The 13,246-nt window shown below is 57.1% G+C and carries 12 protein-coding genes and 1 pseudogene; 5 read left to right on the forward strand and 8 right to left on the reverse strand.

What is annotated here, in order from left to right; genetic code table 11:
* Positions 1 to 154: 154 nt before the first annotated feature.
* A pseudogene (locus EAW52_RS23270) lies at positions 155 to 1,007 on the reverse strand (IS5 family transposase).
* A 156-nt stretch (positions 1,008 to 1,163) separates the two neighbouring features.
* A complete protein-coding gene (locus EAW52_RS23275) occupies positions 1,164 to 2,069 on the reverse strand; it encodes a LysR substrate-binding domain-containing protein (protein ID WP_122044258.1) in 906 nt (301 codons plus the stop codon).
* 148 nt (positions 2,070 to 2,217) lie between these two features.
* Here EAW52_RS23275 and EAW52_RS23280 point away from each other — a divergent pair, with 148 nt between their 5' ends.
* The 5 genes from EAW52_RS23280 (at position 2,218) to EAW52_RS23300 (ending at position 6,346) form a co-directional block, all read left to right on the forward strand.
* Positions 2,218 to 3,342, forward strand: coding sequence for an FAD-binding oxidoreductase (locus EAW52_RS23280; protein ID WP_122044259.1), 1,125 nt, complete (start codon positions 2,218 to 2,220; stop codon positions 3,340 to 3,342).
* Positions 3,332 to 3,652 carry a (2Fe-2S)-binding protein gene (locus tag EAW52_RS23285; RefSeq protein ID WP_122044260.1) on the forward strand — a complete coding sequence of 107 codons (321 nt, stop codon included), beginning with the start codon at positions 3,332 to 3,334 and terminating at the stop codon, positions 3,650 to 3,652. Before EAW52_RS23280 ends, EAW52_RS23285 begins: the two co-directional genes overlap by 11 nt.
* Positions 3,642 to 5,033, forward strand: coding sequence for an NAD(P)/FAD-dependent oxidoreductase (locus EAW52_RS23290; protein ID WP_122044261.1), 1,392 nt, complete (start codon positions 3,642 to 3,644; stop codon positions 5,031 to 5,033). Before EAW52_RS23285 ends, EAW52_RS23290 begins: the two co-directional genes overlap by 11 nt.
* Before the next feature lie 10 nt (positions 5,034 to 5,043).
* Positions 5,044 to 5,397 carry a RidA family protein gene (locus EAW52_RS23295; protein ID WP_122044262.1) on the forward strand — a complete coding sequence of 118 codons (354 nt, stop codon included), beginning with the start codon at positions 5,044 to 5,046 and terminating at the stop codon, positions 5,395 to 5,397.
* A gap of 169 nt (positions 5,398 to 5,566) precedes the next feature.
* Positions 5,567 to 6,346 carry an ABC transporter substrate-binding protein gene (locus tag EAW52_RS23300; RefSeq protein WP_122044263.1) on the forward strand — a complete coding sequence of 260 codons (780 nt, stop codon included), beginning with the start codon at positions 5,567 to 5,569 and terminating at the stop codon, positions 6,344 to 6,346.
* Positions 6,347 to 6,484: 138 nt separating this feature from the next.
* Here EAW52_RS23300 and EAW52_RS23305 read toward each other — a convergent pair whose 3' ends face one another.
* Genes EAW52_RS23305 through EAW52_RS23330 form a run of 6 tightly spaced genes read right to left on the reverse strand, consistent with a single transcriptional unit; the run spans position 6,485 to position 13,197 of the window.
* Complete coding sequence (locus EAW52_RS23305) at positions 6,485 to 7,654, reverse strand: amidase (protein ID WP_122044264.1); 1,170 nt, start codon at positions 7,652 to 7,654, stop codon at positions 6,485 to 6,487.
* 12 nt (positions 7,655 to 7,666) lie between these two features.
* Entirely contained in the window at positions 7,667 to 8,656 is a 990-nt protein-coding gene (locus EAW52_RS23310; protein WP_122044265.1) for an ABC transporter ATP-binding protein, read from the reverse strand.
* Complete coding sequence (locus EAW52_RS23315; RefSeq protein WP_122044266.1) at positions 8,653 to 9,702, reverse strand: ABC transporter ATP-binding protein; 1,050 nt, start codon at positions 9,700 to 9,702, stop codon at positions 8,653 to 8,655. The genes EAW52_RS23310 and EAW52_RS23315 overlap by 4 nt, the downstream gene beginning before the upstream one ends.
* A gap of 2 nt (positions 9,703 to 9,704) precedes the next feature.
* Entirely contained in the window at positions 9,705 to 10,595 is an 891-nt protein-coding gene (locus EAW52_RS23320; RefSeq protein WP_218567902.1) for an ABC transporter permease, read from the reverse strand.
* Positions 10,596 to 10,605: 10 nt separating this feature from the next.
* Positions 10,606 to 11,559 (reverse strand): ABC transporter permease, encoded by a 954-nt coding sequence (locus EAW52_RS23325; RefSeq protein WP_122044268.1) that lies wholly within the window; start codon positions 11,557 to 11,559, stop codon positions 10,606 to 10,608.
* A gap of 6 nt (positions 11,560 to 11,565) precedes the next feature.
* On the reverse strand, positions 11,566 to 13,197 hold the full coding sequence (locus EAW52_RS23330; RefSeq protein WP_256680668.1) for an ABC transporter substrate-binding protein: 1,632 nt from the start codon (positions 13,195 to 13,197) through the stop codon (positions 11,566 to 11,568).
* Positions 13,198 to 13,246 lie beyond the last annotated feature (49 nt).

Here is a 13,246-nt window from a genome sequence, read left to right on the forward strand (position 1 = left end):
ATGGTGCGCCCGTGCTGGAATAGCCGTAAAGAGAGTCAGGGTGGGTCGCCGCTCAAGTGGTGACATGGTCACGTAAGCGGTGTCAAAGGTCAGTATGTTCCTGCCACCTTCATAGCAGGCCAGATAACCAACCGTCGTGTCATGCAAACTTATCCTAGGTTCTGTACGAAAAGTACTGACGTAGGCATCGCAGCGTACTGGCCAATGTGACCATGGCGGCAAAACTTCTTGCCAGTTTGTCGTAACGAGTACCGACTCTGCGGTTCTCCTTCAGCCAGCCGAACATCCGCTCGATGATGTTCCGTTGCTGGTATTTCGGGCGGTCGAACAGTCGAGGCAGTCCCGGTTTGGGCTTGCGTTTCATGGTTCGTAACGGAATCACAGGCTGCATTCGGTAACGGTCGCAGTATTGGCGTAAGTGCTCAGCATCGTAACCCTTGTCTGCCAGCAACCAGCGGCAGCGTTTACGAGGCCGGCCTTGTTTGCCTGGGATGCGAACCTGATCCAGAACTGCTTGAGCCTTCGAGACGTCACTGGCCTGACCGGGCGAAAGCAGAAAGCGCAGAGGCACGCCGTTGGCATCACAAACCATGTGAATCTTGGTGGCCAGGCCACCTCTGCTGCGACCCAGCACATGGTCTACTGGCTCTTCTGGCCCCCTTTTTCCCGGCGCCAGAAGAGGCTCGGGTTGCTCGCACCGCTGTGGAATCAATCATTCAGGTATCCAGATCAATCAGCCCTTCCTGATTCAGGCGAATATGCAAACGCTCAAGAACTTGGTCGAACGTACCGTCATCCCGCCAGTCGCGAAACCGCTGATACACCGTTGACCATGGGCCGAACCGCTCTGGCAGATCACGCCAGGCTGCACCTGAACACAGGAGCCAGAAGATGCCGTTGAGCATCAGTCTGTCATCACTGCGGGGCCGTCCCATCTTTTGTTCGGGGGAAACCAGATCTACGATCAGCTCCCAAGCCGCATCCGGAAGTTCGTAACGCTTCGCCATTCGGGCCTCCAGCCTGTCATGGCGCTGATTCTATCCCTCCAGACTTTTCGTACAGAACCTAAAGGGTACTTAAGTTCACGTGCAAACTTGGGGCCTGGTTTAATAGGGAGATGAGAAAGCCTGGGCTAGTGAAAGTGCAAGGCGTTCGGGCATTCATCAGGCGAGATACTCGGCCGCAATCTGTGTTTTCACAAACGACTTGAGGTGATCGACGAAACTGTCATGCAAGCGGGACGAGCTGCTTGTGGCGGGCCGGAGTATGGCGAAGTCCATGGGGATGCAAGGCTCGAAACGCTTGAACACAATACCTTCCCCTCGATACTCAACCGCGGACAACACATCGATCAAGGCCACGCCCGCGCCTTGCTCAACCAAGATGCAGACGCTTGCCGAGAGCTGAGCCTCCAGCGTGAGCTGACGCTCAACGCCATAGGTAGCAAACAGCGCATCGACCTGTAATCGACTGCCAATGGACTCCGGATAGGAAATAAACCGCTCACCCTGCAGGTCCTGCGGCACGATCCTGTCGTGGCCTGCCAATCGGTGACCTTTGGGTAAGGCGCACAGCATTCGCGTGGTCATCAGCCGCTCACCATTGGGGCTGGGGTAGGCGTTCGGCAGCACAATCAGGCCCAGGTCGCAGCGCTGACCGACCACGCGATCAACCACAGTTTGTGATGAGTGTACTTCTAGCGTGATACGTGCCTCGGGGTGAGCCTCTACAAAGCTTGCGATAGCACGTGGTACGAAGGCTAGTCCTAACGTAGGCGCACAGGCAATCCGCAAGGAGCCCCGAGCCAGGCTTCTGATCTCTTGCGCAACCCTGGCAATGCGCTCCACGCCAAGCAGGGAGCGCTGTACTTCCTCATACAGTACCAGGGCCTCCGGGGTTGGATGCAGCCGCCCTTTAAGGCGTTCGAATAGTGGAAACCCAATCTCTTCCTCCAGGTTGCCAATCAGGCGAGTGGCCGCTGGCTGAGAGATATGGAGCATTTCAGCCGCTCGGGTAACGGTCTGGCACAGGATAACGGCCCGAAAGGCTTCCAAGTGGCGAATGTTCATCAAGCCAACCCATAACCTGAATGCATGAGCTGTCGAAAATAAAGCATTTTTCAGGGCCTTTCTAATGCTTCTAGCATGTAGATATCTGAAGAGGCGCAGAAACACAGGCCTTGAGGCTCATACCTTCTGGCTATGGATGGTTCATTTCATGCAAAAGACAGACGTGATTGTAGTGGGAGGCGGCCTGGTCGGCATGGCCATAGCCTATGGGCTTGCCTGCCGGGACATGACCGTCCGTGTAATTGATGAGGGGGATGAAGCCTTCCGCGCAGCGCGAGGCAATTTTGGTCTGGTCTGGGTACAGGGCAAAGGAGTAGGCAAACCGTCCTACGCTCAATGGACCCGTAACTCTGCTGCACTCTGGCCAATGCTTGCTAAAGACCTCTTCGCCGAAACAGGCGTTGATGTGCAACTACAACAGCCCGGTGGTTATCAGCTCTGTCTGAGCGATGATGAAATGGTCGAAGAGACGCGCCGCCTGCACTGGCTGAGTAACGCGCTAGGCAACTATCCCTTTGAGGAGCTTAGCCGAGCAGAACTGCTCAAGCGCTTGCCAGGCATAGGACCGGAGGTGGTAGGTGCCTGTTATTCACCCATGGATGGCCATGTTAATCCTCTCAAGCTGCTGTACGCGTTGCATGCCGGCGCACAACGTCGTGGTGTCATCCTGTCTGCCGGGCGACACGTAACCGATATCGTGCACGGCTCTACCGGCTTTGAGCTACGTACCAGTGAGGAGCGTTGGAAATCCGAAAAGCTGGTGCTTGCTGCGGGCCTGGGTAATCGGATCCTGGGTAGCAAAGTAGGTCTGAACATACCCGTACGTCCAAACCGCGGGCAAATCCTGGTCACTGAGCGACTGGAGCGCTTTCTCACAGTGCCCACCACCTATGTACGCCAGACCGACGAGGGCACCGTACAACTGGGCGATTCGCTGGAGTCGGTAGGCTTCAATGACCTCAGCACTACCAGCGTCATGGGCGAGCTGGCCCGCCGCGCGGTGAGCTGCTTTCCTCGACTGGCCAGTGTCAATGTGGTGCGCGCCTGGGGTGCTCTACGGGTACTGAGCCCAGACGGGTATCCCATCTATCAGCATTCCGCCGTCTGTCCTGGTGCATTTGCAGTGACCTGCCACAGCGGTGTAACGCTGGCAGCCGTGCATGCGCGGGTCATTGCCCCCTGGATTGCGGGTTCGACTGCACCGCCCGAACTCTCCGAGTTTAGCCATGATCGTTTTGCTGCTGTCGATCTGGAGGCCGCCTATGTCCACTGAATCGCTTTTCCAGTCACTCGAACAGGGGGCATCGGTCAGGATCTGGTTTAACAACGAGGCGCTTGATGTCCCGGCAGGCATCAACTTGGCGGCCGCTTTATTGGCTGTCGGCATACGGCAGACCCGATCCACACCGGTCACCGGAGCACCCCGGGCGCCTTACTGCATGATGGGCGTGTGCTTTGAATGCCTGGTCGAGGTGGATGGACAGGCCAGCCGCCAGGCCTGTCTGCTCAGCGTACGTGAGGGCATGCAGGTACGCAGCCAGCAAGGGGTGCGCTCGCTTGAAGGAACAGGCTATGAAACCTGAGCTGTTTGATGTCGTCATCGTAGGCGCAGGGCCGGCCGGAATGGGGGCGGCTCTTGAAGCGTCACGCGCAGGACTTTCCGTTGCGTTGCTGGATGAGCAGGAGCAGATCGGCGGGCAGATCTATCGCAACATCACCCAGGCTACGCCAGACCGCCACACCCTGCTTGGGCCAGACTATGCAGCTGGCGCCGCACTTGCCCGCGCCTTTACTCAGGCACCTGTTGCCTATCTGGCAGGCGCCTCGGTCTGGCAGATTACCCCCGAGCGTACCGTACATTTTTTAAAAGACGGAATGGCGCGCGTGTTCAGCGCTGGCCGGATCATCCTGTGTAGCGGAGCTTATGAGCGTCCGATGCCGATTCCCGGCTGGACATTACCGGGAGTGATGACGGCAGGCGCAGGCCAGATCCTGATCAAGGGCGCAGCGCTGGTTCCCAGGCACCCTGTCGTGCTTGCGGGCTGCGGACCGCTGCTGTACCTGCTGGCCTGGCAGTACCTGCAGGCGGGTCAGTCGATTGCAGCGCTGGTGGATACGACTACCCGCCGGGATGAACTGCGTGCCGGCCGGCAACTGCTTCGAGTGCTCCTATCACCGCCGGGCCGCAAGCAGCTGGCAAAGGGGGCCGGTTTACTTCGGGCAATCAGGCAAGCAGGCGTGCCTCATTTTCGCGGGGCAAGAAACCTGGCCGTGGTGGGCGAAACCGTTGCCGAGGCGCTGACCTTTAGCGTAAATGAACAGCGGCACCGCGTTCCGGCCCGTCTGGTCCTGTTGCACCAGGGCATTGTACCGAACACACAGTTTACTCAGGCGCTGCGCGCAGAGCATCACTGGGATAAGACTCAACTGTGCTGGACACCCGTGACTGATCAGTGGGGCGAGCTGAGCATACCGGGTATTCATATCGCCGGGGATGGCAGCGGGATCGTTGGAGCCACGGCGGCCGAGCTGCAAGGTCGACTGGCCGCCCTGGGGGCAGCTGTCCGTCTGGAGCGTTTCTCCCTCAAATCGGCAGGCCCCCGAATAGGGCAGCTGCGACAAGAGCTTAAACATCAACTCTCGATCCGTCCGTTTCTGAACACTTTATATCGCCCACTCGATGCGCTACGCGTACCGCCAGAAGATGACGTCATCGTCTGCCGCTGCGAGGAGGTTCGCGCAGGAGACCTACGCCGTTATGTCGCGCTGGGCTGCCAGGGCCCCAATCAGGCCAAGAGTTTTGGCCGTTGCGGCATGGGCCCCTGCCAGGGTCGGCTCTGCGGCCTTACCGTGAGCGAAACCATTGCCCAGGCTCGAGGCGTCTCGCCAGCCGAGGTGGGCTACTACCGTATTCGCCCCCCCATCAAACCCATCACCCTGGCCGAGCTGGCCACCGAACGCTAAAGGAATCGTAATGAACCCCATATCCCGTCTTCATAGCAATCCACGCCTGTCCCGTGTCGTCACGCACAACGGCGTTGCTTATCTTGCCGGTATCGTGGCCCCGGACTGCTCGCAGGACGCCGCCGGTCAAACCCGGCAGATCCTGGCACGTATTGACGCGCTCCTGGGAGAGGTCGGGAGCAGCAAGGAGCGTCTGTTATCCGTGCAGATCTGGATGGGCAACATGAAGCGCGATGTCGATGCCATGAATACCGTCTGGTGCGAGTGGGTGGACCCGGTCCAATCGCCTGCCCGGGCCACATGCCAGGTCACGTTCGATGATCCGGAAATCCTGGTGGAAGTCATTGTAACCGCTGCGTTGTAAAAAGCCGGGCCGCCTGGTTATCCAGGTCCACCCGATTCAACCGCTCGATTGAAGCGGACCGAGTAACACCCTGTACCTCTTGTAAACGCTGCCGACACGCAAGCCCGAAAAACACGCCAGGCTCCTGGGACCATTCACTCTGGTTCCAAAGGCTGACAAGGAGTTCTTCATGAGAAAGTCCGTTGTTTTTGCCGCTGTCGCTTTACTCGCTCAATCCGGTTTCGCTCCGTCGACCCAGGCGGAAGAAACACTGCGCCTAGGTATTGAAGCCGCCTATCCTCCGTTTGCCACTAAGGCACCTGATGGCAGCATCGTCGGGTTTGATTACGATATTGGCAACGCCCTCTGCGCCGAAATGAAAGTTAAGTGCCAATGGGTCGAACAGGAATTCGACGGCCTGATTCCAGCACTCAAGGTTCGCAAGATCGATGTGATCCTATCTTCACTGTCCGTTACCGATGAGCGCAAGCGCTCGGTAGACTTTACTAACCGGTACTATCGCATCCCGGCGCGGCTAGTCATGAAAAGTGATGCCTCCTACAGCGGCCCGGAAAGCCTCAAGGGAAAGCGTATTGGTGTGCAGCGAGCCACTAATTTTGACCGCTATGTGACCGCCAACTTTGAGCCGGCCGGCGCAACCATAGTACGTTATGCCTCACAGAGCGAAGCCTTTCTGGATCTCGTATCCGGCCGCCTGGATGCCACGATGGCAAGCTCGGTCACGCTTGATGAGGGCTTTCTCAAGACTGAGCAGGGCAAAGGCTTTGCCTTTGTTGGACCAACGTTTACACAAGAGCAATACTTCGGCACAGGTGTAGCAATTGCCGTACGCAAGGGTGATGACCGGCATCTGGACATGCTTAACAATGCCATTGCCGCATTAAGGGCAGATGGCCGTTACGATGCTATCCAGAAGAAATACTTTGATTTCAATATTTACGGCGATTGACGCCTGTTCAATACGGCAAGTATGTGGTCGTACCGGACTGCTCCTTGAGCAGTCCGGTAACAAAGGACCAGGCATCCTATACCCGAATTTCCTACCCTAGGTCTTATTTAAACAACAGCTCTGTGGCCGCCAGGATCTTTAAAGCGCTAGGCCGGCAGCCATTTTCACCAGGCTAAGATCCGTACCAGCCTTTGCCATGAGCGAGATACCCAATGGAGCGCCATCCTTTGTTGCCAATGGCAGGGTAACTTGAGGTGTGCCACACAACACGGCGATTGACAGCAGTCGATGAGACAGTTGGCGTGTGGCCTCTATTTCCTGCTCATGGGCCGTTAGCAGAGGAGCAATGTCCGGAACCGTAGGCAGCACCAGTACTCTATTACCAAGCACCGTGCTTACCGCCTGGCGGAAATGCTCTCGGAACATTCTGGCTTCACTTACCTGGCTATCAGTGACCCCGCGTGACCATTGAAAACGCTCGGCAACGTCCGGCCCAAAGACGGGTTCATGGCGCTCAATAAACCCACCCTGAGCTTCCCAGGCTTCGCGGCCTTGAATATAGCGAAACGGCCAATAGGCATCCTCAAGAGAAGGAAACGGCTGTTCAAGAGGTATCGGTGCGCCATACACTGAACTGATCTGCTCCAGCGCTGGCGCTAGCGCTTCACGAGCTGCAACGGGAAGCAGATCGAATAGCTCCCGTGCAACCACCAGTTGCGGGACATCAAAGGGATACTGGTCTTCACCCAGCAAACATCTGCCTACTGCCTCGAACACCTTGGCATCACGAGCGAAGAAACCGCAGGTATCCAGGCTTTCGCACAGTGGCTGGCATAGTTCCAGCGAAATGCGCCCATGGGTGGGGCGAATACCAAACAGCCCGCAATAGCTGGCCGGCGTACGTACTGAGCCTCCCGTATCGGTACCTAGGGCAAAATCGCATAAACCGTTCGAAACCGCTGATGCCGAACCACTAGAAGAGCCTCCAGGAATGCGATCGGGTGCAGCGCCATTTACAGGTGTGCCGAAATGAGCGTTCTTGCCACTCATGGAAAAGGCCATTTCATTGGTCTGGGCCTTGCCGATAAATCGGGCACCCGCATCCAGCAACCGTTGCACCGTTGGTGCGGTGCGAGTCTTGATTCCAGACGTGGCCAGGATAAGGGGATTACCGCCGCCTGTAGTATAGCCTGCGACATCAAAGAGATCCTTTACCGCAAACGTCAGACCGGCAAGCGGGCCACTTTTGGCATAGGCAACGTCCACCCAAGGGTAGGGCATCAGGGCGTTGGGAGAGGAAGACGACATAATGAAAGCTCCTTAGGCAGACTCAGGAAATCGATGGCAGCTGACGTAATGCTCTGGAGAAACTGCAACCCGCCCAGGAACACTTTTTTCACAGGCCTCGCTGGCATATTTGCATCGCGCGGCGAAGGCGCAGCCTTCAGGCAGGCGGCTCAGGTCGGGGGGCGATCCGGGAATGGTTTCTAACCGACTGCCCTTGCTCAAGTCGCCTTCCGGACGGCTGCCGAGTAGTGCGACGGTGTAGGGATGGCAGGGGTTAGCCAGCAATGTTGCAAGAGGGGCCTCTTCAACGATACGGCCTCCATACATCACTGCAATGCGGTCAGCGATCTCAACGGCAGCGCCAATGTCATGAGTGACAAAAATAATGGATAGCCCCATTTCACGTTGCAGCTCTCGCAGTAGGATAAGGATCTGAATCTGCACGGTGGCATCCAGGGCCGTAGTGGGCTCATCCGCCAGGAGAAGGCGTGGTTTGCATACAAGGGCGAGTGCAATCATTGCGCGCTGGCGCATACCCCCTGACATCTCATGAGGGTAGGCCTCTAGACGCTGCTCTGGGCTAGGAATGCGGACGCTACGCAAGGCCTCTAGCGCAACGTCACGAGCATCCTTGCGCGATAACCTGCGATGCCGTCGAACGCTTTCGATAATCTGCTCACCTACCGTATAAACGGGGTCGAAAGCCAGCAGCGGCTCCTGAAAGATCATCGACGTAACGGGCCCCCTGAATGCATTTAGACTGTGGGAGGACATGGTCATGACATCTGCACCGTCGATCTCGATATGCCCCTTAATGACCGTAGTCTTTTTAGGATGAAGGCGCATCAGCGAGCGCAATGTGACACTCTTGCCGGAGCCAGACTCGCCAATCAAGGCCAGCGCTTCGCCTCTGGCGACGGTCAGGCTGACACCATTTACCGCAGAAATGATTTTGCTAGCGTTATGAAAACGGACGTAGAGGTCCCTGACAGATACTATCGGTTGTGGTACGTGAGCGTTCATTGGGTATGCCTCATGGACTGGTCATCACGTGGACTGCAGGAGTGGCCGCCACCTGGAATGTTCATCAGGCAAGCGGCTTCATGATGCTCACCGATAGGAAAAAGCAACGGCTCATTGCTCCGGCACGCCGCTTCGGCATGGGGGCAACGGGTGTGGAATCGGCAGCCAGACGGGGGATCAATCGGACTTGGCGGGTCCCCTGTCAGCGGCGATGCCAGCGTGCGATGCGCTGGGTCCATCGAAGGCATTGAACTGAGCAGGGCGCGGGTGTAGGGGTGAGCCGCGCGGGTAAACAAGGTTTCTGCTGGCCCGATTTCCACCACTTCGCCCAAATACATTACTAATATGCGATCTGATACATAACGCACGACGTGCAGATCATGGCTGATAAATACATAGGTCAGGTCCAGGCTTTGCTTAAGGTCCAGCAGCAGATTCAATACCTGCGCCTCAACTGATTTATCGAGTGCCGATACGGCTTCGTCGAGAATCACCAGCCTCGGCTCCAGCGCCAGGGCTCGGGCAATATTGACCCGTTGGCGTTGCCCTCCAGAAAGCTCGTGCGGGTAACGCCCAGCAAAACGGACAGGTTCGAGGCCGACTTTTGCCAGCAACTCCCTTGCGCGTGCCAGCGCCACAGCAGGGGACAGGCCATGCACTCTGGGGCCAAAGGCTATTGATTGTTCAATGGTTAGCCGAGGGTTCAAGGAGGAGTAGCTGTCCTGGAAAACCATTTGTACCTGACGGCGAAAATCCCGCAGTGACAACTGATGTGAGTTGACTTCAGCCGCGTCGAAGATCAGTTCACCTCGATCCTGAGTAATCAGCTGCATCAACACGCGTGCTGTCGTGGACTTGCCACACCCAGACTCACCTACGACGCCTAGTGTTTCGCCTTTCTGAACGGTAAAGGAGACGTTATCGACCGCGCGAACTACGGTCTTTTTGCCGAACGGCCCCTTGACCGGGAAGTGCTTGATTAACGAGCTAACCTTTAGCAGCGGTTGTGCAGGTCCGCCTAGATCATGTGTCACGAGTGCATTCATGGTCAGCTCCTAATGGCCATGGCGGCCCGCAGGCGGTCGGCCAGGATATTGAAGGAAATGGACGTAATGAAGATCATGAGCCCTGGCAGAGCCGCTACCCACGGTTGCGTGTAGATGGCGGTTCGCAAGGTGTTGAGCATGAGCCCCCACTCGGGCTCTGGTGGGCGAACCCCCAGACCAAGAAACGACAGGCCCGAGGCCAGGATCATGCAGACCGAAATCAGGCCCGTGGCAAACACGAAGATAGGTCCTAGCACGTTACCCAGCACCTGGGTGCGAATGATTGTAAAAGCGCTCGCGCCCGACGCCCGTGCGGCTTCGATGTAATCGCGGCTGCGCACCTGGGTGGTAACACTTTCGGCGACACGGGCAATCTGGGGTACGAAAACCAGTGTGAGGGATAGCAGAGCGTTATCGATGCCTGCCCCCATGGCACCTGACAGCGCGATGGCTAAAAGCACAGACGGAAAGGCATAGAATATGTCCACTGTTCGCATGATCAGGGCATTGATCATTCCACCCGCATAACCGGCTACGATGCCAATCGCGCTGCCAATAACAAATGCCAGGATCACGGGTGTAATGCCCATGAATAGCGACAGGCGTGCCCCTAGCATCAGCCGCGAGAGCATGTCTCGCCCCAGCTCGTCGCTTCCCAATGGAAAGCCTTCGGTGCCGATGGGTCTCAGTCGTTTGAACATCGAGGTAGTGTAAGGGTCACCCGGAGTCAGGCACTGGCCTAACAGAGCAAGCAGTACCAGTGCTAGAATAATGCCTCCCACGAGCCAGGCAACCTTGTCACGGGCCAGGCGATGGCCAACAGATGTCCAATACCCCGGTGATGTTTCTACAGGAACCATTTGGGCAGGAGAGGGGACTTTAGTCAGGCTCATGTTCATTGCATCAGGCCCTTTTGATACGGGGATCGAGTAGTGTCTGCAGGATGTCCACCAGCAGATTGAGCACGACAAAAAACAGCGCCAGCACCCAGATGGTGCCTTGCAACAGCGGTAGATCGCGCTGGAAGATGGCTGAGTTCAATAGCAGGCCAGTACCTGGCCAGGCGAAAACAGTTTCTACCAGGATCGAGCCGCCCATGAGGTAGCCGAGCTGTAATCCCATGACAGCCAGGGCGGTGGGCGCGGCGTTCTTGACCACGTGCCGAAAGATGCCAGATTCGCTCATGCCTTTGGCGCGAAGGCCAACAATAAACTCCTGGGCCAACGTTTCGGCCACAAGGGCCCGAACGGTTCGGGCAATGATGCCGGTTGGTATCACCGAGAGGGTTATAGCCGGCAAGATCATGAACTGGATATGTGCCCAGTCCCACGCCCAGCTGCTAGAGCCCAACGGGCCACCCCCCGTAGCCGGTAGCAGATACAGCTGTGTGGAAAAGACAATCACCAGCAGCATGCCGAGCCAGTAGTGCGGTACGCTGACCCCGACGACCGAGAAAACCGAGGCGAGCTTGTCGAGCCATGTGTCCTGGAAGTAGCCCGCAACAAAACCAAACAGGCATCCAAAGAAGAAGCCAATCAGTGTGGCCAGAAAAGCCAGCCGCAGCGAATTTATTGCGGCTGTCATCACCTCGGAGAACACTGGCCGGCTGGTTGCTATCGAGGTGCCCAGATCACCTTGCACGGCATGCCATAGCCATTTCGTAAATTGCACCGGGAGCGGCTGATCAAAGCCGTATGCGGCAATCATCTGTGCACGAAGCTCCTGGGAGGCATCCGGCGGCAGAACCGAGACCAATGGATCACCTGGAGCGATTTGGACCAGCATGAAGCAGACCAGTGCGACGCCCAGCATGATGGGAATGGCCAGCAACAGCCGGCGGAGGATATAGGCACCCATACGGCGTTACTCCATGGACATGGTGGCAAAATCGATGAACCAGCTTTGAGGCTGAACTACACCCTTGATCCTGGGCGACATCGCTCGCGGACCCACATCGTGCGCCACCCAGAGGAAGGGCGCTGCATCTACCAGGGCTGCGTGTAACTGCGCTGCGGCGGCGTCCATATCCTTGGGGTCGAAGGCGTTACGCGCCTTGGTAATCAGCGCGTCCATTTCTGGGTCGCTGAAGTAGCCCCAGTTATTGGATACCGGAGGAAACGCTTTGGAGCTGGTAAAGCGCACCATGCCGAAGTAGGGATCCATTACCGCAGCGCTCACATTAATAGCGTTCGCCCCGTTAGCCGCAGGATCCTTTGCACCGAGACGCCAGTTGGTAAAGAGCGTATTCCATTCGGTAACGTCCAGCTCGACGTCGAAATAGCACTGCTTGAGGCTCTGCTGGATATACTCGTTCATCGGTAGGGGCTGCATCTGGCCCGAACCAGACGCCGAGGTTTGCACCTTGACTTTGACCGGTTTGGCCTCACTATAGCCGGCCCTAGCCATCAGCGCCCGAGCCTGATCAGGGTCATAACCGATCTTGAAGTCAGGATTTCCTCGCCATGGTGAGCCTTGTTCATAGGTGCCGGTTGCCTCTTCCATGTAGCCACCCAGATACTCCTTGAGTTCGGCACGGTTAAGGCAGAGATTCGCCGCATGACGCACATCCTTGTTCAACCAGGGCGAGCCCTCGACAAAGGAGAACTGCCATGGCCAGAGGTGAGGCTGTGCGTTGGCGTAAAGCTTGAAACCACGACTCTTGATCTGGTCAATGGCATCGGGTGCAGGGGCTTCTATCCAGTCCACCTGCCCAGAGAGCAGGGCGGCGGTCCGTGCATTGGCCTCTGGCAGTGGAAGGAGCACTACGTGGTCGATCTTTGGGACGCGGCTGGGGTTCCAGTAGTCAGGATTTCTGGCAAGCGTAAGCTGCTGACGCGGGACAAGCCTTTCTATCTTGAACGGACCGCTGCCAACGGCGTGGGACGCGAAATTCGACCAGGCTTGCTTGCTACGCTCAGCTGCGTCTGTCACAGAAGCCGGTATGGCATCAAAATCCTTTTGCCAGGCTGTTGGGGAGACAATAAATAAATTAGTCAGGTTGTAGGGCAAAAACGCATCTGGCTCGGATGTAGTCAGCACTACCGTATGATCATCTATCTTCTCGGCCGATCTTAGAGTAGGCATGCGTGACACCGTATTGCCTACCTGCGCGGGAGCGTACTGCTTGGCATTTTTGTCCAACACCTTCTGGACGTTCCAGACGATGGCATCAGCGTTTACTGATGTACCGTCATGAAACTTCACGCCTTCACGCAACGTGAACGTCCACTTGGTATGATCCTCTGGGCTGACCGCCCACTTGGTGGCGAGGCCCGGCATCAGCGCAGCTGGCTTTTCGCTCTGCGAAAGATCCCATTCGATCAGCGCATCATAGATAGGAATTCCTGTGAAACGGTTGCCCTCGTAGCCCTGATCGGGCTGACCGAACGTAAGGGGAATATCGCCCGCCGTCATGCCAATGCGAAGGGTAGTGTCCGCAGCCACTGCGCCACTGAAGAGAGTGATTGTCGCGGTGAGGGCAAATGAGGTTTTCAAGCGACCCTTAAAACCTGATAAGGCTAAACACATAAGATCGAACCCTTGC

Origin of the sequence: Pseudomonas sp. LTJR-52 (assembly GCF_003691465.1) — a bacterium.
Classification (GTDB): domain Bacteria; phylum Pseudomonadota; class Gammaproteobacteria; order Pseudomonadales; family Pseudomonadaceae; genus Chryseomonas; species Chryseomonas luteola.

Excerpts from the sequence above, each read along its gene's own strand:
- EAW52_RS23275 (WP_122044258.1), bottom strand. The coding sequence starts at position 2,069 with ATGAACATTCGCCACTTGGAAGCCTTTCGGGCCGTTATCCTGTGCCAG.
- EAW52_RS23280 (WP_122044259.1), top strand. The coding sequence starts at position 2,218 with ATGCAAAAGACAGACGTGATTGTAGTGGGAGGCGGCCTGGTCGGCATG.
- EAW52_RS23285 (WP_122044260.1), top strand. The coding sequence starts at position 3,332 with ATGTCCACTGAATCGCTTTTCCAGTCACTCGAACAGGGGGCATCGGTC.
- EAW52_RS23290 (WP_122044261.1), top strand. The coding sequence starts at position 3,642 with ATGAAACCTGAGCTGTTTGATGTCGTCATCGTAGGCGCAGGGCCGGCC.
- EAW52_RS23295 (WP_122044262.1), top strand. The coding sequence starts at position 5,044 with ATGAACCCCATATCCCGTCTTCATAGCAATCCACGCCTGTCCCGTGTC.
- EAW52_RS23300 (WP_122044263.1), top strand. The coding sequence starts at position 5,567 with ATGAGAAAGTCCGTTGTTTTTGCCGCTGTCGCTTTACTCGCTCAATCC.
- EAW52_RS23305 (WP_122044264.1), bottom strand. The coding sequence starts at position 7,654 with ATGTCGTCTTCCTCTCCCAACGCCCTGATGCCCTACCCTTGGGTGGAC.
- EAW52_RS23310 (WP_122044265.1), bottom strand. The coding sequence starts at position 8,656 with ATGAACGCTCACGTACCACAACCGATAGTATCTGTCAGGGACCTCTAC.
- EAW52_RS23315 (WP_122044266.1), bottom strand. The coding sequence starts at position 9,702 with ATGAATGCACTCGTGACACATGATCTAGGCGGACCTGCACAACCGCTG.
- EAW52_RS23320 (WP_218567902.1), bottom strand. The coding sequence starts at position 10,595 with ATGAGCCTGACTAAAGTCCCCTCTCCTGCCCAAATGGTTCCTGTAGAA.
- EAW52_RS23325 (WP_122044268.1), bottom strand. The coding sequence starts at position 11,559 with ATGGGTGCCTATATCCTCCGCCGGCTGTTGCTGGCCATTCCCATCATG.